Origin of the sequence: Allobosea sp. 2KB_26, from assembly GCF_052115715.1 — a bacterium.
In the GTDB taxonomy this organism is placed as follows: Bacteria; Pseudomonadota; Alphaproteobacteria; order Rhizobiales; family Beijerinckiaceae; genus Allobosea.
In genome coordinates this window covers 293,504-318,503 of the sequence record NZ_JBFRHE010000005.1, presented here as the reverse complement: position 1 = coordinate 318,503, position 25,000 = coordinate 293,504, and the positions used below count along the sequence as shown (strand labels likewise).

Annotated in this window: 24 protein-coding genes; 10 read left to right on the top strand and 14 right to left on the bottom strand. The window is 65.3% G+C overall.

Annotated features, from left to right (window positions below; all coding sequences use genetic code 11):
* Positions 1 to 2: 2 nt before the first annotated feature.
* The gene (locus AB4099_RS17330; RefSeq protein WP_441478936.1) at positions 3 to 887 is read left to right on the top strand and encodes a 4-(cytidine 5'-diphospho)-2-C-methyl-D-erythritol kinase; all 885 of its coding nucleotides are present in this window, start codon (positions 3 to 5) and stop codon (positions 885 to 887) included.
* Positions 888 to 921: 34 nt separating this feature from the next.
* Here AB4099_RS17330 and AB4099_RS17325 read toward each other — a convergent pair whose 3' ends face one another.
* Positions 922 to 1,938 carry a polyprenyl synthetase family protein gene (locus AB4099_RS17325; protein WP_069877467.1) on the bottom strand — a complete coding sequence of 339 codons (1,017 nt, stop codon included), beginning with the start codon at positions 1,936 to 1,938 and terminating at the stop codon, positions 922 to 924.
* A gap of 150 nt (positions 1,939 to 2,088) precedes the next feature.
* Here AB4099_RS17325 and AB4099_RS17320 point away from each other — a divergent pair, with 150 nt between their 5' ends.
* Both AB4099_RS17320 and AB4099_RS17315 read left to right on the top strand, forming a co-directional pair.
* Entirely contained in the window at positions 2,089 to 2,313 is a 225-nt protein-coding gene (locus AB4099_RS17320) for a putative signal transducing protein (protein ID WP_069877466.1), read from the top strand.
* The gene (locus tag AB4099_RS17315) at positions 2,306 to 3,061 is read left to right on the top strand and encodes a tRNA1(Val) (adenine(37)-N6)-methyltransferase (RefSeq protein ID WP_441478935.1); all 756 of its coding nucleotides are present in this window, start codon (positions 2,306 to 2,308) and stop codon (positions 3,059 to 3,061) included. Before AB4099_RS17320 ends, AB4099_RS17315 begins: the two co-directional genes overlap by 8 nt.
* A gap of 126 nt (positions 3,062 to 3,187) precedes the next feature.
* Here AB4099_RS17315 and AB4099_RS17310 read toward each other — a convergent pair whose 3' ends face one another.
* Both AB4099_RS17310 and AB4099_RS17305 read right to left on the bottom strand, forming a co-directional pair.
* A complete protein-coding gene (locus tag AB4099_RS17310) occupies positions 3,188 to 3,511 on the bottom strand; it encodes a hypothetical protein (protein WP_441478934.1) in 324 nt (107 codons plus the stop codon).
* Positions 3,512 to 3,672: 161 nt separating this feature from the next.
* Positions 3,673 to 3,963: a hypothetical protein gene (locus tag AB4099_RS17305; RefSeq protein ID WP_113518963.1), complete on the bottom strand. Its 291-nt coding sequence runs from the start codon at positions 3,961 to 3,963 to the stop codon at positions 3,673 to 3,675.
* Positions 3,964 to 4,201: 238 nt separating this feature from the next.
* Between AB4099_RS17305 and AB4099_RS17300 the strand changes: the two genes are divergently transcribed.
* The 6 genes from AB4099_RS17300 to upp all read left to right on the top strand — a co-directional run bounded on the left by AB4099_RS17300 (position 4,202) and on the right by upp (position 10,982).
* Entirely contained in the window at positions 4,202 to 5,119 is a 918-nt protein-coding gene (locus AB4099_RS17300) for a glycine--tRNA ligase subunit alpha (protein ID WP_113518968.1), read from the top strand.
* Positions 5,119 to 7,257 carry a glycine--tRNA ligase subunit beta gene (gene glyS, locus AB4099_RS17295; RefSeq protein WP_441478933.1) on the top strand — a complete coding sequence of 713 codons (2,139 nt, stop codon included), beginning with the start codon at positions 5,119 to 5,121 and terminating at the stop codon, positions 7,255 to 7,257. Before AB4099_RS17300 ends, glyS begins: the two co-directional genes overlap by 1 nt.
* Before the next feature lie 245 nt (positions 7,258 to 7,502).
* Positions 7,503 to 7,664 carry a Thivi_2564 family membrane protein gene (locus tag AB4099_RS17290; RefSeq protein WP_441478960.1) on the top strand — a complete coding sequence of 54 codons (162 nt, stop codon included), beginning with the start codon at positions 7,503 to 7,505 and terminating at the stop codon, positions 7,662 to 7,664.
* Between the two features lie 110 nt (positions 7,665 to 7,774).
* Entirely contained in the window at positions 7,775 to 9,037 is a 1,263-nt protein-coding gene (locus AB4099_RS17285) for a GTP cyclohydrolase II (protein ID WP_113518961.1), read from the top strand.
* Between the two features lie 15 nt (positions 9,038 to 9,052).
* Positions 9,053 to 10,270 (top strand): URC4/urg3 family protein, encoded by a 1,218-nt coding sequence (locus AB4099_RS17280; protein WP_441478932.1) that lies wholly within the window; start codon positions 9,053 to 9,055, stop codon positions 10,268 to 10,270.
* Positions 10,271 to 10,346: 76 nt separating this feature from the next.
* Positions 10,347 to 10,982 carry a uracil phosphoribosyltransferase gene (upp, locus tag AB4099_RS17275; protein WP_069882151.1) on the top strand — a complete coding sequence of 212 codons (636 nt, stop codon included), beginning with the start codon at positions 10,347 to 10,349 and terminating at the stop codon, positions 10,980 to 10,982.
* Between the two features lie 111 nt (positions 10,983 to 11,093).
* Here upp and AB4099_RS17270 read toward each other — a convergent pair whose 3' ends face one another.
* From AB4099_RS17270 to AB4099_RS17230, 9 genes are all read right to left on the bottom strand, one after another.
* Positions 11,094 to 11,525, bottom strand: a complete 432-nt coding sequence (locus AB4099_RS17270; protein WP_113518967.1) for a DUF1236 domain-containing protein — start codon at positions 11,523 to 11,525, stop codon at positions 11,094 to 11,096.
* 121 nt (positions 11,526 to 11,646) lie between these two features.
* Positions 11,647 to 12,174, bottom strand: coding sequence for an ureidoglycolate lyase (locus tag AB4099_RS17265; RefSeq protein WP_441478931.1), 528 nt, complete (start codon positions 12,172 to 12,174; stop codon positions 11,647 to 11,649).
* An 81-nt stretch (positions 12,175 to 12,255) separates the two neighbouring features.
* Positions 12,256 to 13,230 (bottom strand): tripartite tricarboxylate transporter substrate-binding protein, encoded by a 975-nt coding sequence (locus tag AB4099_RS17260; RefSeq protein WP_441478930.1) that lies wholly within the window; start codon positions 13,228 to 13,230, stop codon positions 12,256 to 12,258.
* A gap of 62 nt (positions 13,231 to 13,292) precedes the next feature.
* On the bottom strand, positions 13,293 to 14,795 hold the full coding sequence (locus tag AB4099_RS17255; RefSeq protein ID WP_113518957.1) for a tripartite tricarboxylate transporter permease: 1,503 nt from the start codon (positions 14,793 to 14,795) through the stop codon (positions 13,293 to 13,295).
* Between the two features lie 4 nt (positions 14,796 to 14,799).
* On the bottom strand, positions 14,800 to 15,318 hold the full coding sequence (locus AB4099_RS17250) for a tripartite tricarboxylate transporter TctB family protein (RefSeq protein WP_113518956.1): 519 nt from the start codon (positions 15,316 to 15,318) through the stop codon (positions 14,800 to 14,802).
* Positions 15,318 to 16,307, bottom strand: coding sequence for a LysR family transcriptional regulator (locus AB4099_RS17245; protein ID WP_113518955.1), 990 nt, complete (start codon positions 16,305 to 16,307; stop codon positions 15,318 to 15,320). Before AB4099_RS17245 ends, AB4099_RS17250 begins: the two co-directional genes overlap by 1 nt.
* A 135-nt stretch (positions 16,308 to 16,442) precedes the next feature.
* A complete protein-coding gene (locus AB4099_RS17240) occupies positions 16,443 to 17,387 on the bottom strand; it encodes a DMT family transporter (protein WP_441478929.1) in 945 nt (314 codons plus the stop codon).
* A gap of 82 nt (positions 17,388 to 17,469) precedes the next feature.
* Entirely contained in the window at positions 17,470 to 18,132 is a 663-nt protein-coding gene (locus AB4099_RS17235) for a glutathione S-transferase family protein (RefSeq protein ID WP_441478928.1), read from the bottom strand.
* Positions 18,133 to 18,159: 27 nt separating this feature from the next.
* On the bottom strand, positions 18,160 to 19,317 hold the full coding sequence (locus tag AB4099_RS17230; RefSeq protein WP_441478927.1) for an acyl-CoA dehydrogenase family protein: 1,158 nt from the start codon (positions 19,315 to 19,317) through the stop codon (positions 18,160 to 18,162).
* Between the two features lie 323 nt (positions 19,318 to 19,640).
* Between AB4099_RS17230 and mgtE the strand changes: the two genes are divergently transcribed.
* Positions 19,641 to 21,014, top strand: coding sequence for a magnesium transporter (gene mgtE, locus AB4099_RS17225; RefSeq protein WP_441478926.1), 1,374 nt, complete (start codon positions 19,641 to 19,643; stop codon positions 21,012 to 21,014).
* 120 nt (positions 21,015 to 21,134) lie between these two features.
* Here the strand turns inward: mgtE and AB4099_RS17220 are convergent, their stop codons facing one another.
* Both AB4099_RS17220 and AB4099_RS17215 read right to left on the bottom strand, forming a co-directional pair.
* Positions 21,135 to 23,078 carry a M23 family metallopeptidase gene (locus AB4099_RS17220; RefSeq protein WP_441478925.1) on the bottom strand — a complete coding sequence of 648 codons (1,944 nt, stop codon included), beginning with the start codon at positions 23,076 to 23,078 and terminating at the stop codon, positions 21,135 to 21,137.
* 208 nt (positions 23,079 to 23,286) lie between these two features.
* Complete coding sequence (locus AB4099_RS17215; RefSeq protein ID WP_441478924.1) at positions 23,287 to 24,948, bottom strand: GGDEF domain-containing protein; 1,662 nt, start codon at positions 24,946 to 24,948, stop codon at positions 23,287 to 23,289.
* Between the last annotated feature and the right edge of the window lie 52 nt (positions 24,949 to 25,000).

The window sequence follows — 25,000 nt, the reverse complement described above, 5'->3', positions numbered from 1 at the left end:
GCGTGCCTACGGCGCTGACGACCCGCGCTCGCGCCAAGGTCAATCTCGATCTGAAAATCCTCGGCCGCCGCGCCGATGGCTATCACGAGCTGAAGAGCCTCGTCGCCTTCGCCAGCGTCGGTGATTCGCTGGCGCTGGAACCGGCTGCAGGCCTCGGCCTGACGATCAGCGGTCCGCAAGGCCCCGGTCTCTCCGCGGATGACAGCAATCTGGTTCTCCGTGCCGCGCAGGCCCTGGCAGACGAGCTCCCCGGACTGCGAGCTGGTCATTTCCACCTCGTCAAACGTCTGCCGGTCGCCTCCGGCATTGGCGGAGGCTCGGCTGATGCGGCAGCAGCCTTGCGCCTGCTGGCGAGGCTGAACGGTCTGTCGCCTGCCTCGCCCGAGCTGCAGCGCGCCGCCATCAGGGTTGGCGCCGATGTCCTGGTCTGTCTCGAGGCGCGCGCACGCATCATGGCCGGGATTGGCGAGCGCCTCGGCCCCGCGCTGTGCCTGCCGCCGCTCTTCGCCATTCTGGTCAACCCGAATGTCGCCGTCGGCACCGCAGACGTTTTTCGTACGCTCGGACTTGTGCCGGGGCAATCTTGCCCGGCCGCGGCGGAATCGGGCATCGGTGCGGCAGAGGGTTTCGCTGGTGCCACGGACCTGATTGCCGCGCTGCATCGGACCGGCAACGATCTCGAGGCTCCGGCGGCCCAGGTCGCGCCGGTCATCACGGAGGTCCTGCAGCGGCTGTCCCGGCTGCCAGGCTACCGGCTCGGCAGAATGTCAGGCTCGGGCGCGACCTGCTTTGCCCTGTTCGACGATTGCCGGCGGAGCGCTGCCGCGGCCAAGCTGCTGGTGGATGAGCGGCCGGATTGGTGGATCAAGCCGACCCTGCTGAGGTGAGCTCCGCGGGCTGCTCAGTGCGCCCGCGCCACGCTCAGTGCGCTCGCGCCACGCAGAAATCGACCGTCTCGTTCAGTGCCTGCTTCATCGGCGATGAGGGGAAGAGGCCGAGCGCATCCTTCGCCATCTTGGCGTAGTGCTGGGCCCGCTCGATCGTATCGTCGAGGGCACGGTGACGGCGCATGATCGCCTGCGCCTCCTCGAGATCGCCGTCCTTGATCTCGCCATCCTGCAGCGTGCGACGCCAGAAGGCTCGTTCGGTCTCGTCGCCGCGCCGGAAGGAGAGCACGACCGGCAGGGTGATCTTGCCCTCGCGGAAATCGTCGCCCGTGTTCTTGCCGAGCTTGTTGGCGACGCCGCCATAATCGAGCGCGTCGTCGATGAGCTGGAAGGCGATGCCGAGATTGAGGCCGTAGCTGCGGCAGGCGGCAGCATCGGCCTTGGGCGATTCCGCGATCACCGGTCCGACTTCGCAGGCCGCGGCGAACAGCTCCGCGGTCTTGCCGCGGATGACGGCGAGATACTCGTCCTCGGTCGTCGCGGTGTTCTTGGCCGCGGCGAGCTGCATCACCTCGCCTTCGGCGATGACGGCGGCTGCGGTGGAGAGAATATCCAGGGCGCGAAGCGAGCCGACCTCGACCATCATCTTGAAGGCCTGGCCGAGCAGGAAGTCGCCGACCAGCACGCTCGCTTCATTGCCCCAGACCATGCGGGCCGCGAGCTTGCCGCGGCGCATGTCGCTCTCGTCGACGACATCGTCATGGAGCAGCGTTGCGGTGTGCATGAACTCGACGCTGGCCGCGAGCTTGACATGACCCTCGCCGCGATAGCCGCAGAGCGCCGCCGTGGCCAGCGTCAGCATCGGCCGCAGGCGCTTGCCGCCTGAGGAGATCAGGTGGTTGGCGACCTCGGGGATCATGGTGACGTCCGAGCCGGTACGCGACAGGATCATCGCATTGACACGCTCCATGTCGGTGCGTGTCAGGCCGACGAGACCCTCGATGCTGGCCTGTCCCTGTTCCTTGTCCTCGAAGGGTACGACGACGCCCACGCTGCTCACTCCGGCCGATTTCAGCTTTGTTGCATTGCCACAACCGTTGCATGGGTGGCCAGCCCCCGCAATCGCACTTTGACGCCGCACCCGTCAGTCCACGGCCGAAAATGGCTTGCGCGCGGAGCCCGCCTTCGTCTCCATGACACAATGCACGAACTTGTCCGTACCAATGACCTTGTCCTGCTTGGCGCCATCGAGGCGCTGCTCGCATCCGCCAATCTCGATTGTCTGATCGCCGACCAGCATATGAGCGCGCTCGAAGGCATGACTGGAGCCTTCCAGAGGCGCCTGCTCGTGCGCGAGGTGGATCGCCGAAGGGCCCGCGCGCTTTTGATCGAGGCAGGGTTCGGTGCCGAGCTGCGCGATGAGTGATTCGCAGACGGATCTCGGCGAGATCGTCGAGGATCGATTGCTCGATGGCCGCCTGATTCTTCGCCAGCCGAAGAAGGGGCATCGTGCCGGCACCGATGCGATTCTGCTCGCTGCGGCGTTGTCGGAAGATGAGACAGGCCCGCTGGCCGATTTTGGCGCTGGCGTCGGGACTGTCGGTCTGGCCGCGGCGATACTTCGGCCGGAGCTGACGGTCACACTGATCGAGCGGCATCGCGGCCTTGCGGCGCTGGCCGAGCAGAACATCGTCCTGAACGGCTTCGGCGATCGGGTCAGGCTCGTTGCGGCCGATGTGGGCGGGGCTGGCGAGGCCGGCCTTGTGCCAGCGGGTTTCACCTGCGTCGCGATGAACCCGCCTTTCTTTGCAGACGACACGGTGAAGCCCTCGCCAGTGAGCAACCGGCGAACGGCGCATGTCGCCGATCAGCCGTTCGACGCCTGGTTGAAGGCAGCGCGCCGGCTGCTCAAGCCGCGTGGGCGCGTCGCGATCATTCATCGGGCCGAGGCGCTGGGAGCTATTCTGCACGGGTTTGAAACCGGCTTCGGTGGCATTGCCATCCGCCCCGTGCATGCTTCGGCCGATCGGCCGGCGATTCGCATCATCGTCACGGCGACGTTGAACAGCAGAAAGCCGGCAGTGCTGCTGCCGGCCTTTGTCTTGAACGGGCCTGATGGCCGCTTCACCGAACTCAGCGAAGCGGTTCACCGTGGCCGGGCACTGCTCCGCTAAAGCATCGGCCCGAAAAGTGGATTGCGGTTTTCGGGAAAGCCGATGCGACCACAAAAAAGTTAGAGCATCGGCCCGAAAAGTGGATTGCGGTTTTCGGGAAAGCCGATGCGAACACAGAAGGAGAGATCAGCGGCAGATCCGCTGCTGCTGCACGACCCAGCGCCAGCCATCCCAATAGCGGAACGGGCGGAAGAAGCAGCGCGGGCGGTAATACGGAGGGCCATCGCCATAATAAGGCTGCGGACCGCCATAATAGGGCCGGCCGTAATAGGGGCGCGGCGGACCCCAGCCCGGGCCGTAGCCATACTGGATCTGCTGATAGCCATGATCCGCCTGCGCGGCTGCGCTCAGGCCGAGGGTAACGACCTGGGCCGAAGCCGGGGCGCTGGCGATGACGCCGCTGCTGAGGCTGACGACGGCCGCGACACCGAGAAAAGCTTTGCGAAGCATGGCGTGGATTCTCTCCCCTGCCTGGTGCCCGCGGCCCTTGCCGCGCGGTCGAACACCAATTCGCGGAAGATGCTAATGCGCAAAAACTGAACGGCGCGACACCGCGCCGTTCAGCTACCCTTCATCGGGCCGCCACATGGCAGCCACAATTCACGCCGCGATTAGCGGCAGACACGCACCGAACGCACCACCCAGCGATAGCCGTTCCAGACGCGGCGATTGCTGTAGAAGCAGCGCGGACGATAGACCGGGCGACCGTAATAGGGGCGGCGCGGACCATAATAGGGACGCGGGCCATAGTACTGCGCCTGCTGGACCAGATCAGTCGGAGCCTGCGTCGTCTGCATCGTGCCGGTGCTGACCGGTGCGGCCGTTGCGGGGGCGACGGTGAAGGCCGCGAACATGAGGGTGAGCGCTCCGAAGAGAGCGGCAATGAAACGTGATGACAGCATTAAGCTACTCCTGCTGGCTGGCGCCGCCGGCCCGTCTCAAGCGCTCGCCCCGAACGCCGCGGACTGTACGGTTGCTGCGGAGATTATCCCGCCGATCATGAACGAATGCTGTCCGCGTCGGTTCCATGGTCATGCGCGGAATGCTTGACCGCGCGCCGTGGCTACCCCTAAGCACGCCGCTATTCTTAGATTGTCTGGAAGGCTCAAGCTCTTGGCCGGTGCTCCCGTCTCCGATCCGATGAACCCGACCCGCTCGTTCCAGGGCCTGCTGCTGACCTTGCAGCGCTTCTGGGCGGAGCGCGGTTGCGTCGTCCTGCAGCCCTACGACATGGAAGTCGGCGCCGGTACCTTCCACCCGGCGACGACGCTGCGCGCGCTCGGTCCCAAGCCCTGGAAGGCTGCCTATGTCCAGCCTTCGCGTCGGCCGAAGGACGGCCGCTATGGCGAGAACCCCAACCGCCTGCAGCATTATTACCAATTCCAGGTCATCCTGAAGCCATCGCCGCCGGACCTGCAGCAGCTCTATCTCGACTCGCTCCAGGCCATCGGCGTCGACATGGCGCTCCACGATATCCGCTTCGTCGAGGACGATTGGGAGAGCCCGACGCTGGGCGCCTGGGGGCTCGGCTGGGAGTGCTGGTGCGACGGCATGGAGGTGAGCCAGTTCACCTATTTCCAGCAAGTCGCCGGCGTCGAATGCGCGCCTGTCGCCGGAGAGCTGACCTATGGGCTCGAACGCCTCGCCTGCTATCTGCAGGGCGTCGACCGCATCATGGATCTGAACTTCAACGGGCTCGAGGGCGAGGATCGCGTCAGCTACGGCGATGTCTTCCTCCAGGCCGAGCAGGAATTCTCGCGCTATAATTTCGAGCACGCCGACACGGCGATGCTGTTCCGCCACTTCAACGACGCCGAGGCCGAGTGCAGGGCGCTGCTTGCGGCGGGCGAAGCCGGGGAGGGCGCTAATGATCCACGCCACTCGCTGGCGCTGCCGGCCTATGACCAGTGCATCAAGGCCAGCCACATGTTCAACCTGCTCGATGCGCGCGGCGTGATCTCGGTCACCGAGCGCCAGAGCTACATCCTGCGCGTGCGTGAATTGTCCAAGGCCTGCGGTGCGGCCTGGCTCAAGACCGCCGGCGGGGGAGCGAACTGATGCCCGATCTCCTGCTCGAACTCTTCTCTGAAGAGATCCCCGCCCGCATGCAGCGCAAGGCGGCGGAAGACCTCAAGAAGCTCGTCACCGATGCGCTGGTCGAACGCGGCCTCGTTTATGAGGGCGCCCAGGCCTTTGCGACGCCGCGACGCCTCGCCCTCCACATCGCTGAATTGCCGGTGCGCGGCCGCGATATCCGCGAGGAACGCAAGGGCCCGCGCGTCGGGGCACCCGAGGCTGCTGTCCAAGGCTTCCTGAAGGCGGCAGGGCTTGTCTCGCTCGACCAGGCGACTGTCGTCAGTGACCCCAAGAAGGGCGATTCCTACATCGCCATCATCGAGAAGCCGGGGCAGGAGACGGTTGCGGCCATCGCCGAGATCGTGCCGCAGGTGATTCGCAGTTTTCCGTGGCCGAAATCGATGCGCTGGGGCAAAGCCTCCGCCGCCGGCGCCAGCCTGCGCTGGGTGCGCCCGCTCCACTCGATCCTCTGCACCTTCGGGCCGGAGACCGAGGAGCCTGAGGTGGTCCGCTTCGATGTCGACGGCATCGCGTCTGGCAATACGACCTATGGTCACCGCTTCCATGCGCCCCAAGCCATCACGGTCAGGCGTTTCGACGATTATGTCGCGCATCTCGAGAAGGCCAAGGTCGTGCTCGATGCCGACCGGCGCAAGGAAATCATCCTCACCGACGCCCGCAACCTCGCCTTCGCGCAAGGGCTGGACCTTGTCGAGGACGAAGGCCTGCTCGAGGAGGTCGCCGGCCTCGTCGAATGGCCGGTCGTGCTGATGGGGGCGTTCGAGGAGCGCTTCCTGGAGATCCCGGGCGAGGCGATCCGAGCCACGATCCGCGCCAACCAGAAATGCTTCGTGCTGCGCGACCCGGCGACGGGGGCGCTTGCCAACAAGTTCATCCTGGTCTCGAACCTGAATGCCAGCGATGGCGGCAGCGCAATCATCGCCGGCAATGGCCGCGTCGTGCGGGCGCGCCTCTCGGATGCGGCCTATTTCTTCGCGACGGACAAGGGCTCCTTGCCCGATCTCGATACGTTCAGGGACAGCGCCGGGACCCTGGGCCTCGACCTCGCCAAGCCGCTCGACCAGCGCATGGCCAAGCTCGACAAGCTCGGCGTCGTCTTCCACGCCAAGATTGGGACGCAGGGCGCGCGCGTGCAGCGCATCGCGGCGCTGGCTCGCGAGCTTGCGCCGATCGTCGGTGCCGATCCCGACCTCGCCGAACGCGCGGCGAAACTCGCCAAGGCCGATCTGCCGACCGAGATGGTCGGCGAGTTCCCGGAATTGCAGGGGCTGATGGGCCGGAAATATGCCGAGCTGCAGGGCGAGAACCCTTCTGTCGCTGCGGCGATCGAGGAGCACTACAAGCCACTCGGCCCCTCCGATCGCGTGCCGACGGACCCGGTCTCCGTTGCCGTCGCGCTGGCCGACAAGCTCGATACGCTGGTCGGATTCTGGGCCATCGACGAGAAGCCGACCGGGAGCAAGGATCCTTATGCGCTGCGTCGTGCGGCGTTGGGTGTGATCAGGCTGGTTGTCGAGAACGGGGTAAGGCTCTCGCTCGCCGGTGTCGCCCGGGATCCAGACCTCGTCTCGTTCTTCCACGACCGCCTGAAGGTCGTGCTCCGCGACGCCGGAGCACGGCATGATCTGGTCGATGCCGTGCTCGGCGAAGGGGCATCGAACAACGACGACCTCCTGCTGATCACCCGCCGGGTCGATGCGCTCAGCCGCTTCCTCGACACCGAAGACGGCGTGAACCTGCTCAGTGGCTATCGTCGTGCAGCCAATATCCTCAAGGCCGAGGAGAAGAAGGACGGCGAGGGCGCCTTTGCGGCGGCCGCCGATCTCCAGCTCATCGCCGATGCCGGCCTGATCGAGGAGAAGGGGCTTGCCGTTGCGCTGGCCCAGGCGACACCGAAGGCCGAGGCCGCTGTCGCCAAGGAGGATTTCGAGGGTGCGATGGCCGCGCTCGCGGAACTCAGGCCCGCGGTCGATGCCTTCTTCGACAAGGTCACGGTCAACGACCCTGACCCGGCCCTGCGCGCCAACCGTCTCAAGCTGCTCAACCAGCTGCGCGAGGCAACGCGCGCCGTCGCGGATTTCTCGCGGATCGCAGGCTAGCCCGCGCCCTGATGGCTCGCCCTCGTGGCGAGCATCTGCGCCCCGCGGCATGGACGGCCCGGCCGAGCCCGACCATGCCGGAAATGGCGGTGAAAGCTCAGGAGAAACCGGCGTTAGGCCCCTGAAACGGAACCAATTCCCACCCTGCGACGTTCTGTCCTGCAGAGAAACCGTGCCGCGAACACCTCGCGCACGGACTCCGGGGGGCCGGCAAGCGGCCGCGATAAAGGATGTGGGCTATGGGTATGGGAATTCTGATTTCGCTTCTGATCACGATTCTGGTGATCGGTCTGGTGCTCTATCTCGTGCGCATGCTGCCGCTCGATGCCCAGATCAAGAACATCGTCCAGATCATCGTCATCATCATCGGCATCATCTCGCTGCTGCGCTATCTCGCGGTCTTCTGAGCGCCAGTGCGGATCGATTGACGTGCGCTGAGCGCTGATCCACTCTCCCATCGGTCAAAAGGGCCCGGACGACTCCGTCATGGGCCCTTTTCCGATTCGAGAGCGTCGCGATGACTTCGCAAAACCGCAACACCCATATCCGCCTGACGTCGCATCCCGAGCCTGGCAGTGCGGCGACGCGCTTCCCGATCCGCTGGGGGGCGGAAACCGCCGCCGAGCGCGGCCCCGTCATTGCCTCGACGACAAACCCGGCCGACCGCAACGTCATCGGCGCCCATGGCGGCTCCTACTCGGTCTATCGCGCGCTTGCGATCTCGGCGCGCGCCATGAACCCGTCGCAGCGGCCGGACCTGACGAACACGCAGCCGACCACCGACGTCCTGCCGCAACCGCAATGGGCTGAGCCCGGCAAGATCGTCTCGCTGGACCCTTACGGCCATCGCGTCGCGCAGGATTTCGGGCGGCTGATTGCCGAGGGCGTCGATATCCGGCCGACCATCGCCATCACCAAGGCCCGGCTCAACCTCCCGGAGATACTCGCGGCGATGGCTGGCCACAGGCTCGCCGCCGATGAGGGTATCCTGCACAAGTCCGGCGATATCAGCGTCACCAAGATCGCGATCGACCCGGTCTGGCACCTGCCGGGCATTGCCGAGCGCTTCGGTACGTCGGAGCAGGAATTGCGCCGCACGCTGTTCGAGCAGACCGGAGGCATGTATCCCGAACTCGTCACCCGGCCGGATCTGCACGTCTTCCTGCCGCCGATCGGCTCGATCACCTGCTATGTCATTGGCGATCTCGCAGCGATCACCGATCCGAAGCGCAGGGTTGCCTGCCGCGTCCATGACGAATGCAACGGCTCGGATGTCTTCGGCTCGGATATCTGTACCTGCCGCCCCTATCTCGTGCATGGCATCGAGGAGGCTGTGAAGGAAGCGCAGAGCGGCGGCGTCGGCCTCATCGTCTACAACCGCAAGGAGGGCAGGGCGCTCGGCGAGGTCACCAAGTTCCTCGTCTACAATGCCCGCAAGCGCCAGGAGGGGGGCGATTCCGCTGCGACCTATTTCGAGCGCACCGAATGCGTCGCCGGCGTGCAGGATGCCCGCTTCCAGCAATTGATGCCGGATGTGTTGCATTGGCTGGGTGTCACCCGCATCGACCGGTTGATGTCGATGTCGAACATGAAATACGACGCCATGGTGCAGTCGGGTATCGAGATCGGCGAGCGTGTTGCCATTCCCCCGGAGCTGATCCCGCCCGATGCCTCGGTCGAGATCGAGGCCAAGAAGGCGGCCGGCTACTATTCGCCGGAGGGCACGCCGGGAGACAACGCGTTGAAGGCGACAGTCGGTCGCGACCTCGACAAGTTCTGAGAGCACCAGCCACCCATGCCCGACCGTGACCCCGAGGCCGTCCGCCGGCTCCTGAAGCCCGTCGCAATACGTGAGCGGGCCCAGGAAATGCTCCAGCTGGGCCGTGAGGGCCGCCTGCTGCATTTCTCCGTGCATCCCGAGCGGCTGGCGGCCTGCGCGGACTATGTCCTCGACACGATCCGGGCGAATTATCCGACGCTGGACATCCCCTTTCACGCGCGCTGGCGCCATTTCGTGGTCGGCGGCATGGATCGCTGGAGCATGCTTGAGCGCGGGGCGCATTTCGCGGATGCCGGAGCGCGCGGCCGCGCGGCCTACGATCTCGCCGTCGTCAGCGTTCTGCTCGATGCCGGTGCGGGGCCTGCCTGGAGTTATCACGACAGGGTAACGGGCAAGCCGATCGGCCGATCGGAAGGCCTGGCGCTCGCCTCGCTCGACATGTTCGCTGCGGGGGTGTTCTCGAGCGACGCGGCGGACCCGTTGCGGGCCGATGCCGAGGCGCTGAAGCGGCTCGATACCGAGGCGCTGGCCGCCGGTTTCCAGGCCGGCCCGGCCAATCCCCTGCTTGCGCTCGAGGGACGGGCCGCACTGCTGAACCGCCTCGGCGAGGAACTTGAACGACAGGGCCTGACACGGCCGGGCGACCTCTTCGATCGCTTCATCGAGACGGCGTCGGGCGGCTCGATTCGTGCCGCCCACATCCTGGCCGAGGTTCTCGGCACTTTTGGCGGCATCTGGCCGTCCCGACTGACGATCGCAGGGATTGCCCTGGGGGATACCTGGCGTCATCCGCTGATCGCCCCGGACGCCTCCACGGCCGGGCTTGTCCCGTTCCACAAGCTCTCGCAATGGCTCTCTTATTCGCTGATCGAACCGCTGCAATGGGCCGGTATCACCGTCGTCGATATCGATGATCTCACCGGCCTGCCCGAGTATCGCAATGGCGGGCTGTTCTTCGATCTGGGGGTGATCACGCTGAAGAATGCGGATGATGCGGCGCGCAGTCACGAGGTCGCGTCGCCACTCGTGGTCGAATGGCGGGCACTCACGGTGGCCCTGCTCGATGAGTTGGGGGCGCTCATTCGGGTGCGGCTTGATCGCTCGCGGGACGAATTGCCCCTGGCCAAGGTCCTCGAAGGCGGGACCTGGGCAGCCGGACGGCGCATTGCGCGAGAAAAACGCGGGGATGGCGGGCCGCCCTTGACCATCGTCAGCGATGGCACGGTATTCTGAGACCGTGCTGCCGTGAGCAGCAGCCTTCGCCTGGGGCGAGGGCTCATGAGAACGATGAGGGGTAGAGCGTATGACCATGCATTCCGACGGCGTCACCGTGGTCGACCATCCGCTGGTCCAGCACAAGCTGACGCTGATGCGGGAGAAGGATCGCTCGACCAAGAGCTTCCGGCAGCTCCTGAACGAGATCGGCATGCTGCTCTGCTACGAGGTCACGCGCGACCTGCCGACCGAACTGATTGAAATCGAGACGCCGCTGACCAAGAGCATGCAGCCGATCATCGCCGGCAAGAAGCTGGTCTTCGCGCCCATTCTGCGCGCCGGCGTCGGCTTCCTCGATGGCATGCTGGAACTCGTCCCCGCGGCCCGCGTCGCTCATATCGGGCTCTATCGCGATCCCGATACGCTTCAGGCGGTCGAGTATTATTTCAAGGCCCCGTCCGACATTGCCGACCGCATGATCGTGGTCATGGACCCGATGCTGGCCACGGCGAACTCGGCCGTGGCGGCGATGGATCGGCTGAAGGAGCGCGGTGCCAAGGACCTTCGCTTCGTTTGCCTGCTGGCATCGCCGGAAGGGGTTGCACGCCTGCGTGGTGCGCACCCGGATGTGCGCATCTGGACGGCAGCGATCGACGAGCGTCTGAACGAGCACGGCTATATCGTGCCGGGCCTTGGCGATGCTGGCGATCGCATGTTCGGCACGCGCTGACGCACGGATTGAGGCCCGCCCCATTGCTGGAGCGGGCCCGATCTGAAGAGCGGCCGGGTCTCGATTCGAGGCAGCCCTTCGGATCGTTTCAGATCTGCCATATCTTGGCGATTATTCGATCACCTGAACGATGCGGCGCGTTTGCGGCTCGACCAGCACGGCGCGGTTGTTGACGACCGTATAGCGATAGTTCGGAGCGCCGTACTCTGTCGGCACCTGGCGATAGACCACGCCCTGCTCCGGCAGCACGGTGCCGACGACAACCGGTTCGGCATAGGTGTAGGACGGGACCTGCTGCTCGACGACATATTGGCGGAAGCGCGGTGTCGTTGCGTCGCCGATGATCGCACCGACCACTGCGCCGCCGACGCCGCCGACAACAGCGCCGACCGGGCCGCCGACGACCGCACCACCAACGGCGCCGCTCACCGCCCCACTGGTTGCACCACCGACCGCGCCCCCTTTCGGCGCTGTATCCGTCTGGGCAAGGGCCACGGCAGGAGCCGCAGCGATGGCAGCGGCAATAAGGAGCTTCTTGATCATCTTCATCCTCCTTCGAACTCGGGAAACTGGGAGGAGAACGATGTATTGCAGATTAGGTTCCGGACTTTCGAGGTAACGAGATGTGACTGATCGCGAAAGAACTGGCGATCAGTTCGCGATATCAACGACTAACGTCGATCACGACGTGAATGTCCCGCTTGCCGAGGTCGACGACTTCGGTCCTTCGAGGAGGGCTGTCCGGGGTGTCGAAGAGCTCGCTTACAGTCGCTTCCTCCGAGAGGAAAAGGAAATCGGCATGCGCGCCTGACTCGGGGTAGGCGTCGATCGAATGCCAGGTGCCGCGATGCAGCAGGATGCCGGTTCCCGCGAGGCGGAAGGCACGCAGGTTGGCGCCCGTCGGGAAATCTGCGTCGCGCGGCGCGACCACGAGGACGGCGGATGGTCCTTCCAGCGGCATCCGCGTTTCAGTGACATGAAGATGCCGTTCCATGACTTGCACGACGAAGGGGCGGGCGTGATAGCGCACGATCTGGAGCCGGGCCCGGCTCTCGGCGCCGAACGGCTTGATCCAGATGTCATAACCCTCGCGCCCGGCATCGCGGGGCCCTTCGGGCGCAAGCAGCCGGCCATAGGGCGCGAAACTCTCGGCGGTAAGAGGCTCGATGGCGAGGGTGATATTTTCGATCATGCCGCGATGCTACCGGTTCGGGGCCAAAAGAAAACGGCGGGCCGCTGGGCCCGCCGTAATGGAAGCTGATTTGGAGGACGCTTACTTCGGCGCCGCCGCCAGCGTCGGGCTGAGCTTGTCGGCGTCGCGTTTGATCAAGGCGCCGAAGCCGGCGGGAGTACGCTCCTCGGCGCTCGGCATCACGGTGCCGAGATCGAGCAGGCGCTTCTTGACGCCTTCGTCCTTCAGGGCCTTGTCGAGGGCATCAACGAGGCGATCGACGACCTCCTTCGGCGTGCCCTTCGGGGCAGCGATACCGTTCCAGGCCTCGATCTGATACTCGGGCAGCCCGGCTTCCTTGGTGGTCGGCACGTTCGGCAGGGCGGGCGAGCGCTCGGTCGAGGCGATCGCATAGGCCTTGATCGTATCGGCCTTGACCTGCTCGGCGACGCTGACGATCTGGTCGCACATGAAGTCGATCTGGCCGGAGACGAGATCGTTGAGGGCGGGGCCGGTGCCGCGATAGGCGACGGCGTTCAGCTTCGGCACGCCAAGCTGCCCCTTCAGCAAGGTGCAGGTCGTCCATGAGACCGATCCGACGCCGGCATGGGCCTCGTTCACCTTGTCGGTGTTCGTCTTCACATAGGCGACGAACTCTTTCAGGTCCTTCGGCTCGAAATTCTTGCGGGCGACGATCAGGATCGGTGTGCCGCCGGCCAGGCCGATCGGCTGCATGCCGTTGATCGGGTCGTATTTCAGGCCGGGATAGGTCGCCGGCGCAGCCGAGAAGGTGCCGAGATGGCCCATCGCAATGGTGTAGCCGTCGGGCGTCGCGGTCAGCGCGCGGGTGATGCCGGTCGTACCGCCGGCGCCCGCCACGTTCTCGATCACGACCTGCTGGCCGAGCGTCTTCGACATGTTCTCGCCGACGATGCGGGCGATGATGTCGGTTGGGCCGCCGGCAGCGAAGGGCACGATCATGGTGATCGGCTTCTCCGGATATTTCGACTGTGCCTGTGCGCTGCCGGTGAGGGCGAGCGCAACTGTCGCAGCCAAACCAAGTACGAGTTTCTTCATTTGGATCCTCCCAGAGATCGGTGACGTAGCGTGATGGTGAAATGGATGGCGAGGCAACCCCGTCATTCGGTGAACACCTCGTCGCGCTTCTGGGAGATCGACGGCAGCAGAGCGACGACCAGAATGATCACGGCGACGGCCAGCAGGCCGCCGGAGATCGGCCGTTCGATGAAGGTCATGAACGAGCCACGCGAGATGATCAGCGCCTGCCGCAGCTTCTCCTCCATCAGCTTGCCGAGCACGAAGCCGAGCAGCATCGGAGCAGGCTCGAAGCCGAGCTTGATCAGGATGTAGCCGAACAGGCCGAACAGCGCGGTGAAGGCGACGTCGACCGGCTGGTTGTTCACCGAGTAGATGCCGATGCAGCAGAAGATCAGGATCGCCGGGAACATCAGGCGGTAAGGCACCTGAAGCAGCTTCACCCAGACACCGACCAGCGGCAGGTTGATGATCAGCAGCATCAGGTTGCCGATCCACATCGACGCGATCATGCCCCAGAACAGTTCTGGGTTCTTGGTCATGACCTGCGGGCCGGGGATAATGCCGTGAATGGTCATCGCGCCGACCATCAGCGCCATCACCGCATTCGGCGGGATGCCGAGCGTGAGCAGCGGGATGAAGGCCGTCTGTGCGCCGGCATTATTGGCCGATTCCGGACCGGCCACGCCTTCGATGGCGCCGCGACCGAAGCGCGAAGGGTCCTTGGCGATCTTCTTCTCGATCGTGTAGCTGGCGAACGGACCCAGCACCGCGCCGTTGCCCGGCAGGATGCCGAGAATGCCGCCGATGGCGGTGCCGCGCACGACGGGCAAAAACGACTGCTTGATGTCGTTCCAGTCCGGCAGCAGGCGGCCGATCTTGGCGCGCACGACATCGCGCGTCTCGGGATTCTCGAGATTCCTCAGCACCTCGGCAAAACCAAACACGCCCATTGCAAGCACGGCGAAGTCGATGCCGTCGGACAAGGGCGGGAAGCCGAAGGTCATGCGCTCCTGGCCGGTCTCGAGATCGGTGCCGATCGTCGAGAGCAGAAGGCCGAGCATGATCATGCAGAAGGCCTTGAGGATCGAGCCGCGCGCAAGCACGACCGCGAAGCAAAGACCCATGACCATCAGCGAGAAATACTCGGCCGGGCCAAACAGCAGCGCGAGCTTGGTCAGGGGCGCGCCGAGTGCGGCGATGATCAGGGTGGCGACGCAGCCGGCGAAGAAGGAGCCGAGCGCTGCGGTTCCGAGTGCGACACCTGCGCGGCCCTGCTTGGCCATCTGGTGGCCGTCGAGCGTGGTGACGACCGCGGTCGCCTCGCCGGGGATATTGACCAGAATCGCCGTGGTCGAGCCACCATATTGGGCGCCGTAATAGATGCCGGCCAGCATGATCAGCGCGCCGACCGGATCAAGGCCGAAGGTGATCGGCAGCAGCATGGCGATGGTGGCGATCGGCCCGACGCCGGGCAGCACGCCGATCAGCGTGCCGACGAGGCAGCCGGCGAAGGCCAGCGCGATATTCTGCAGCGAGAGCGCGACTCCGAAGCCGAGCTGCAGGTGTGCAATCATTTCACTCATTGAATCAGATCCCCAACAGCCAGGGCGCCAGGGGGATCGGCAGGCCCAATGCATATTTGAACAGCAACGCGCAGAAGGTCGTCATGACGATCGCGAAGATCACCAGTTCCTTGATCTTGCGATCATCCGCGGCCAGGCCGGAGATCAGCACGACGAGGGGGCCGGAAACGACAAGACCGAGCTGCGGGACTTTGATCGGCCCCAAATCGAAGCCACGAATGGTGAGGCCGAAGACGACCGCGCCGCCGAGCACGAAGATCACCCCGCGCCAGGACCATCCCGAGAGCTTCTCGCCGTTATAGCGCAGCGAACTCAGAGCCAGCAGCACTCCGAGCCCGGCACAGATGACGGCGAAGGCTTTCGGCAGCATGCCCGGCCCGATCTGCCGGAGCGACCCCATCGGCAGGTCGCTGGCGAGGAACAGAGCCACGACGGAAAGAAGGATCATGAACAGCCCGGCGGCCAGATCCTGTTGCGAACGGACACGCAGCCCCTGCGCGCGTTCAATCGTATTCAAGCTCATCAGGCTCCTCCAGTCTGGGGTCTGGCGGTCTGGGCCGCACGCTTCAGTTTTTTGACAGGCATCGTGAATGGCAGGACGTTCTTCTCGTCGATCAGCGTCACGCTTTCGCGAAGGATGTTCAGAAAATCGTCGCGCGCCGCGAGTTTCTGATGCGGACGCCAGGCGACGCCGACAAGGGCGCCGGCCGGCGGCGGATCGAGCAAGGCGCCACGCAGGCGGCGCATGGTCACGCCCGGAAAGGTCAGTCGCGAGACCCAGTCGGGGGCGAGCGCCATGCCGAGCCCCGCGGCGACGGCGGACATCATCGCAGGCTTTTCTGTGGCCTCGATCGTCACGTTCGGCACCGAGCCGACGCTTTCGAAATAGGCCATCACGAGATCATAGGCGAAGGGCCGGATCCGCTTCGACGGAACGACGAACGGCTCGCCGATCAGATCGTTCATCGTCAGGCTCTCGCGGGCGGCGAGGGGATGGGTCTCGTTCAGCACCACGATCGGCCGTTCGACCCGCAATATCTCGAAGGCGCAGTCTGTCGGCTTGCGCGGCGGACGCACGAGCGCGATGTCGAGCTTACCGGCTTCCAGCATCTGGATCAGAGCCGCGGTCATGGCTTCGACAAATTTGATCTCGATACCGGGGTGACGTTCGCGGAAGGCGACGAGCGCTTGCGGAACGAAGCTGGAGGAGGCGGCATCGATCGCGCCGACCCGCAGCACCTTGCTCGAGGCGAGCGAGGCTTCGCGTACGGCGCGCGAGGCGTGTTCCATCTTGACGAGGATGCCTTTGGCTTCCTCCAGCATGAGTAGCCCGGCGCGCGTCAGCGCGACCTGACGTGTCGTGCGCGTGAGCAGGCTGACGCCCAGCTCGTCTTCCAACGTGCTGATCTGGCGCGAGAGTGCGGGTGGTGCGAGGCCAAGCCTTTCAGCCGCGCGGCCGAAATGCAGTTCCTCCGCCACCGCGATGAAGCATCGCAGTTGCCGAACATCCATGACGATCGTCTGCTCCCCTCTGGCGTATCGCTTTTTGCGATATCTTCCAGCCGTCGCGGTTATGGCCTTTAGCGGCTGGTGCCGTGAAAGCGACCGTAGAGCAATTCATAATTTTTTGGCAACAAAGCCGTGGAGCTAGGTGCGGCTTTCCTTGGGATGAGCGCCCTTGCGGCGCTGGAAGAGCCGTCCGTCGATCAGGGCGAGGCCCAGAAAGATCGCCGCCATGCCGAGGAAATGCCGTGGCAGCAGCGCTTCCCCGAGCAGCCCGACGCCGAGCAGGATGGCGCTGACCGGCACGAGGAACGTGACCAGCATGGCGTTGCTGCCACCGGCGCGCCTCATGATCTGGAAGAAGATGACATAGGCGAGCGCAGTCGAGAGCAGGGCGAGCCCGACCAACGCGCCGATCGCGGCCCTGGATGGGAACGGGAGGAGCCATGGCGGGGCGAGGAGCAGGACCAGTGGCAGGGTCATGATCGTCGTGGCGCTGAGCTGGCCAGTTGCCGTCACCAATGGTGGGAGCTCGCGGAACCGGCGGCCATAGAGGCCGGCAAAGCCATAGGAGAGTGCCGCCGCCAGGCAGGCGAGCTGCGGAAGCAGTGCATTGCCGAGTCCACTGATCACATCTGGGCCCATCAGGATGGCGACGCCGACGACACCGGCCAGCACGCCGGCGATCTTCAGTGGTGTGGCCTTCTCGTTGCTTCCGAAAAGATGGGCGACAACCACGCCGAAGACCGGGGTGGTCGCATTCAGGATCGCGGCGAGGCCAGCGCCGATCTGAGTCTGCCCCCAGAAGATCAGGCCGAAGGGGATGAGGTTGTTGAGCAGGCCCATGCCGAAGAAGGCGAGCCACATCCGGCCGCCCACCGCCATCGTCAGTCCAAGCGCGCGCACGGCGACATGGAGCACGGCTGCCGCAAGAGCGACCCGCGCCAGCACCACGGCGAGCGGCGGCCACTCCGTCACCGCGATCTTGGCGAAGAAGAACGAGCCGCCCCAGAGCAGCGAAAGCACGAGCAGCAGGAGCCATTCGCGCGTGCCCATCGCGGGCGGCGGGGCGGCGGGGGTGGGGGCCATGGGCTCGATCCTTGACGCGATCCTGAAACGCGGTTGCAGGATCGCTAGGGTGAAGTCAGGCGGGCCGCCACCCGCTTTCTGATCAGGCCGCCTCGGCGTCCCGTGCCTGCCACATCGCCTTGAAAGCAGGGCGGCCCTGGCAGGCTTCGAGCCAGGCCTTCACATGCGGGACGGCGGCGAACAGCTCGGGTGCGCCGGTCTGGGCATAGCGAATGACTTCGGAGACATTGATGTCGACGACGGTGAAGCGACCGCCGACGAGATAGCCGTCCCTGGCGAGGGCATCATCGAGCACGGCCAGAGGCGCGCGCAGGGCCTCTGCCGCGGCGTCGGCCAGCTTGGCGTCGCGCTCCGCCGGCGGCTTGGCGATGCGGTGATAGAGCGTATTGAGCGCATTGGTCTCGCATTCGGTCGCGGCCCAGAGCGACCACATCGCCGCAAGTCCCTCTTCCCCGACGTCCTTCGGCGCCAGCGGCCCGCCATGCTTGCGAGCGAGATAGAGGTTGATCGCGAGCGATTCGTGCAGCACGAAGCCGTCGTCGTCGATCGACGGAATATGCCCGTTGGGGTTCACCTTCAGGAATTCGGCGCTGCGGGTATGGACCGGCGCGTCAGCCGCCTTGGGATCAGGCACCCGGCCGGCCTGGATCACAGGCACGTGCTTGAAGGCGAGGCCGAGCTCGTTGGCGAGCCAGATATTGCGCGTCGCGCGCGAACGATAGCACCCGTAGATCGTCAGGGTCATAAGGCAGGCTTTCAGGTTGGGGGGTGGTCAGACGGTCTGGCGCAAGGTCTCGCGGGCGATGATCAGGCGCTGGATTTCGGAGGTGCCCTCATAGATGCGGGTGATGCGGGCATCGCGGGCATAGCGTTCGACGGGGAAGTCGCGGCAATAGCCGGCGCCGCCATGGATCTGGATTGCCGTGTCAGTGCAGCGATGCGCCGCTTCCGAGGCGAAGAGCTTGGCCATCGAGGCTTCCCGCGCAAAAGGCTCACCGCGATCCTTCCGGGCGGCGGCGTCGAGGATCAGCAGCCGCGAAGCATGCAGATCGAGCTCACGGTCGGCGATCATCCATTGCAGACCCTGGAAGTCGCTGAGCGCCTGGCCGAATTGCTGTCGCTCCTTGGCGTAGGATTTCGCGGCCTCCATGGCCGCACGCGCGATGCCGAGCGAAACGGCGGCGACGCCGATGCGCCCGCCGGCCAGCTCGCCGACCGCGACCCGGAAGCCGTCATTCTCCCGACCCATCAGGCTAGAGGCCGGGATGCGTGCACCCTCGAAATGGATGGTGTTCGTGGCCGAGCCGGTCTGTCCCATCTTCTTCTCGGCCTTGCCGACGCTGACGCCAGGCGTGTCGGCCGGAACCAGGAAGACCGAGATGCCCTTGCCCTTCGGCGCGTCGGGGTCGGTCACGGCCCAGACGACGAAGAGGCCGGCATATTCACCGCTGGTGATAAAGATCTTCTGGCCGTCGAGGACATAGCCGTCGCCATCGCGGCGCGCCCGCATCCGCATCCCCGCGGGGTCCGAGCCGGCTCCGGCTTCGGTCAGGCAGAAGGCGCCGGCCGCATACGTACCGTCAGCGAGCTTCGGCAGATAGGTTGTCTTGTGCTCGGCCGAGCCGACCGCCTGGATGACCTCTCCGACCATGTTGGTCACCGAGGTCGTGACGGCGGTCGAGGCGCAGGCGGCCGCGAGTTCCTCCAGCGTCAGCGCGAAGGCGACCGTGCCAGCCTCGCTGCCGCCGAACTCGCCGCGGACATTGAGCGCCATGAAGCCGTTTTCGGCGAGGGTCTTCAGATTGGCCAGGAATTCGTTGCGACCTTCGCCGCGATCAAGAGCTTCGGCCAGCGGCGCCAGCCGGTCGGACGCGATTTTCCCCGCGGCTTCGCGGATCAGTCCTTCCTCGTCGCTCAGCGCGAATTCCATGTTGCCCTCGTCGTTGCGTGCCCCGACCTTAGAGGGCCCGCACTGAACCGCCAACCGGCGTGATCGGCTCGTTCCCGCCAAGATGGACTCGCGTTCCCGCACACGCGTTCCGGTCACGGAGTTGGGGGTTGACGCGATGAGCCTTCGGGTGCATCTCCGCCTCGCTGCAAGCCTTCCAGCGGCAGTTTCACAGGAACCCCGACCCAATGCCAACCGACAGTCCCAGTCGACAGTCGATGCCGTCTGACGCCGCTTCGCGCGCCTGACCGGGGAAACCGGCTCGCCTGCGATCGGCCATGACGGCCGATCAAAGGATAAGAGCTATGAACGCCGTTGCCACCGCACCGGAGCGGGATCTTCTCGCAGCCACTCTCGCCCAGACGCTGGCGCGGGACCATATCGCCGACATTGTCGAAACCCTGAACGACCAGGACGTGGAAACGGCTGCGGCCGTGCTCCTTGCCTTGCCGTTCGAACGGGCTGTCGAGGTCCTGGACCAGCCTGAGCTGACGGTGGCCTCCGAAGCGCTTGGCCTGATGCCGGAAGTGCGCGCGGCGCAGTTCCTGTCTGCCATGTCGGCCGACCGCGTCGCAGACGTGGTCCCGGAGTTCGACGAGCCGCTGCGTCTGCGCCTGCTCGGTCGCGTCGACCACGACACGCGCGCGACGTTGAACCGCCTGCTCGCCTATCCCGAGCAAAGCGCGGGCTCGATCATGACGACGGAATTCGTCAGCGTGCCGGCCGACTGGACTGTCGCGCGCACGCTCGACTACATCCGGCATGTCGAGCGCACGCGCGAGACGATCTATGCCATCTATGTCCTCGATCCCGCGACCGGGAAGCTGGTCCGGGCCGTTTCGCTGCGCCGGCTGATCAGCGGCGATCCGCAGGCGCTCGTCGCCTCTGTCGTGCCCGAGATGAAGCCGATCAGCGTGACGCCGGAGGTGGACCGGGAAGATGTCGCGCGGCTGTTCACGAAATACGATCTCCTTGCCGTTCCAGTCATCGATGCGGGCGACCGCGTCATCGGCATCGTCACGGTCGACGACGTCATCGATGCGATGATCGCGGAGACGACGGAGGACGTGCAGAAGCTGGGCGGCATGGAGGCGCTCGACGAGCCCTACAACGAGATCAGCTTTGGCCGGATGATCCGCAAGCGCGCTGGTTGGCTCAGCATCCTGCTGGTTGGCGAGATGCTGACGGCCTCGGTGATGCAGCATTTCGAGGGCCAGCTCGAAAAGGCAATCGTGCTGACCCTGTTCATCCCGCTCATCATGAGCTCGGGTGGCAATTCCGGGTCGCAGGCCACGTCCCTGCTGATCCGGGCGCTGGCGTTGCGCGAGATCAAGCTGAGTGACTGGTGGCGGGTGGCGCTGCGTGAAATTCCGACCGGCCTGACGCTTGGCGCCATCCTCGGCGCTATCGGTGTCGTGCGCGTCATCGTCTGGCAGAAGCTCGGTTTGTACGACTATGGCGAGCACTGGGCCCTGATCGCGGCGACGGTCGGCGTGGCTCTGCTCGGTATCGTCACCTTCGGCTCGCTGACCGGTTCGATGCTGCCCTTCATCCTCAAGCGCCTGGGTTTCGACCCAGCGAGTGCTTCGGCACCCTTTGTCGCGACATTGGTCGATGTCACCGGCCTGATGATCTATTTCGGGGTGGCCGCGATGATCCTGAGCGGCACATTGCTCTGAACGCCCCACCGCAGAACAGGCGCGATTAGATGATCGGATCTCGTCTCCGATCCGATCATCTGGCTTTCTGTGTTCGCATCGGCTTGCTGCAAGCCGCAATCCACTGTGCGGGGCGATGCTTTAGCCAGCACGTCCGTTCTGCACTGCGACGGTGGCGGCCGGCCCGGGCTGCCGCAGCTTCTCTATCTGGCGCTGGTGGTCCTTGAACTCACTTAGCGCCGCGCCGCCCAGACTGTGGTTGCTCGGCAGCTTGACCTTCATCGGATCGACGAAGTGGTTGTTGATCGTTACCTCATAATGGACGTGAGGTCCGGTCGAGAGGCCCGTCGTCCCGACGGTGCCGATGATCTCGCCCATGCGGACGGCGGCTCCCGGTTTGATCTGCGAGCCGATATTGGCCATGTGGTTGTAAGCGGTGGCGTAACCATTCGCGTGCTCGATCTCGACGCGGTTGCCGTAGCCGGCATGCGGGCCGGCAGCCACAACCTTCCCGTCACCGGCAGCCATGATCGGCGTGCCACGGGGCGAGGCCCAGTCGACGCCGCTGTGAAGGCGTGAATAGCGCAGGATCGGGTGACGGCGCATGCCGAAGGGCGAGCTCATGCGTCCGATCTGGACCGGTCGGCGCATCAGGAGTTTTCGCAGTGAAAGCCCTTCTTCGTCGAGATAGTCGACATCCCCGGTCTCGGGCGAAGCATAGCGATAGACACGGTGGGTCTCTCCCTCCGCTGTCAGCGCGGCATAAAGCAGCTCACGGCGGCCGGTCGGGGCGCTCTCGTCGTCGCTGAAGATCATCTCGAGGCGATCGCCGACATTCGTTCGCTGCTTGAGATCAAGATTCGACGCGAAGATGCCGACGAACTCGTCGATGAGTTCACGCGGCACCTGGCTCTTGACCGCACTGGCATAGACGCTCTGGAAGAGGGTGGCGCGCTCGCCGCTGTCCTCGTCGTCGTCATCGTTGCTGTCGTCGGCCGGACCGCGGTGCGCGTCATTCTTGGCAACCGCGACGAACCGGCCGCTATCGTCGGCTGCGGCGATCTCTTCCGGGCCGGTTTCGTCGAAGAGAATGACGCGCTGGACGGTTTGGCCGCTGCCCTCCGGTGCGATAAGGATGCGCAGATGCTGACCTTCCGGGAGCTCCGCCTTCGCGCGCTTTCCGAGCGCGGCGATGATGGCCGCGACCCGCCGGTCGTCGGCGCCATTGTTCTGGAGGATGGAGGCCAGGGTGTCGCCATGGCCGAGCATGACGTCGCGCTCTTCGAATGGCCCCTGAGAGCCTGTGCGCACAGGAATATTGGTAACGTTCTCCGGGATGATTCTGACATCCAGGGAGCCAAATGCCGGTGAGCCGAGGGGGGAGGCCTCCTCCGATTCGGCTTCCACGGCCAACCGAAGGGTGCGCGAGAGGATGCGCTGATTCGAGTACTCCAGCGGCAGTTGCGGTTCCGATCCGGAGAGGCGGAGCAACTCGGCAACCTGCTCCGTGGCGGCGGCGTCCGAGAGGCCAGGCTCTGTGCCCGTTGCGGCCTGATCGACGAGATCGCGCCTCACGACCGAGACGTCGGCATCGGCGGGATCGGTTGCCGTCTGCGGCGCAGCCTCTCGACCTGCGCTGGGCGGAGAGCCTAGTGATTCGAGATCGGGCATGTTGGGAGCAGCTATGGCGAGTGGCGAGAGCTCAGCTGCGACGTGGACGAGTGCATGGACTTTGGTGATTTCGCGCGCGCCGACAGTTTCTGTGAGCGGCGCACGGAAATGACGTGCCGTGCCGATCGAGAACCCGCGCTGCACAAGCAGGTCTCCCTTGCGGGCCGAGCCGTTTGCACTGGTGCCGCGCGGCAAGGCCATGATGGCCTTTTCGGGGCTTCGCGTCGCGGGACTATCGGCCTCGGAAACCAGCAATGACGAGGTCAGCAATCCGGCTCCGACCAATCCGAGAAGCAGGCTGGCCGAAAGCCACCGGCCCGAGAAGGCGGCGTGATCGCGCAGCGGCATGGGCCTGCGGCGAGGCGCAAAGGGATCGGTCAGCGCATCGGCGTTTTCGTCGTAGAACGGGCGCAACACCACTCCGTCGGTCGGAACTCTTCGCGACTCTGCCTGCGAGAACGGGGGGCCTCCTATGGGCGGCGGGAAGGGGCGAAACTATGACGGGCGGAAACTTACACCTGCGGCCGGTCAGCGCACGCGCGTGTGAAGCGGATCGAGGATCGTCGTGATCAGGTGAGGTTCCGGTGGTCGCCGTCCTGAGCGGGATGGCGAGGAGCTTGAATCAGGACGTCTTCCGGTCTTCCTCGACACGGTTGCGCCCCGCGGCCTTGGCGACATAGAGCGCGCGATCGGCGGCGGCGACGAGCGCAGGCCAGCCTCCGTCCTGGTTTTGCGCTCGCGCCACGCCGAAACTCGCGGTCACCTCGACGCTTTCTCCCGTTTCCAGCGTGAAGGGGGAGGCCTGCAAAATCGTCCGGAGCCGCTCTGCGACGTCGATCGGCGATTCGACTTGTGGATCCATCAGGAGGATGGCGAACTCCTCACCGCCAAAGCGGGCAATGACATCGTCACGCCGCAGTGCCGAGCGCAGGCGCTGGGCGGCTTCCTTCAGGATCGCGTCTCCCGCGGCATGGCCGAATCGGTCGTTGACGTCCTTGAAGTAGTCGATGTCGAGAAGGATCAGGCCGATGCCCGTCGGGCCGGCTTCTCCGTCATGAAGGTGAGCGACCAGTCGCTCCAGGGCGCCCCGGTTCAGCACGCCGGTCAAACCATCGGTGTCGGCCCGTTTCCTCAGCTTTTCCGTCAGCGCCGCGCGTTCGTTGTCCTGCGTGTTGCGCTCGACGAGCCGCCGGCGAAGCGTATCGAGCGCCAGGAAAAGGCTGCGCATCTCGCCACGCATGCCCCGGCCGTCGATGGGCTCCTGCACGGCCCCGTCAGCGAGGGCCAGGATGTTGCTGCGCGCGCGCAGCAATGGCCGGAACAGCAGGTTCTGACTGGCGACGAGCAAAGCGAGTTCGATGAGGAGCGCCAGGCAGGTCGCACCCACGACAGCGATGAGGGACCGCAGGGCGACATTGCGCTCGATCTGCAGATGCTCGACCGTTACATCGAGATAGACGTCGCGAAGCTGCTCCAGCGGTGCGAATGTCGGTACGACGAGGTTGGTGAAACTGGTCGGGGTGAGGCCAAAATCACCTGATTGGCCTGCCTTGAGCGTTCGCTCGAGCAGCGCCATCCCAGTCCCGAAGAAGCGCTCGACGACCACTTTGTGCGCGGCGGCGACACGCGCATCCTCGCTCGCCCCGGTCTGTTGCCCGGCGAGTTCCCATAAAGCCAATACGCGCCCCCGGCTCAGCTCGAAGGCGCCCCTGCGATCGAGATCGATCTGCAGGCCACTGGCCATCGGGATGACCAGATGGGAGCCGAGCCGCCCGGCATATTCGCGCAGCTCGCTCAGCATGCGCGCGACCATGGCGTGACCGACGAGATCGGTTTCGCCCGCGAGGAGGCCGGTCATGACCATGGACAGCATCGGCTGGGCCGCATCGAAGACGCCGAACATGGTCTCGACCGCCTGCTCGATCTCGGGATTGCTGCGCGCTGACAGGGGGCGGCTGGCGAGCGCGTCGACCTGCTGCCGGGCCAAGGCGAGCGTCTGGCCCAGGGCATCCATCGAGGGTTTGAGTTGCGCGGTCGCGGAAATCCGCGCGAGCGCGGCGTCGGTCTCGACGCGAAACGCAATCAGCCGTAGGCGGGAAGGGCTGTCGAGCGATGGCTCCTCGCCCAATACGCTGTTCGTCGGCCCTCGTTCTGCTGTCAGTCGATTGGCCGCGTCCAGGGCGAGCCTGAAGGCCTGCAGCTTGGAGAGGTTGTCGCGACTGGCGTCGAGATCGCCGTAATAGCTAGCGATGAGTGTCAGGCCGAGGGCCAATGAACAGGCCATGACCAGGATGATCGCGGCCCAGAACCGGTAGCTCAGATTGGGATGCTCTGAG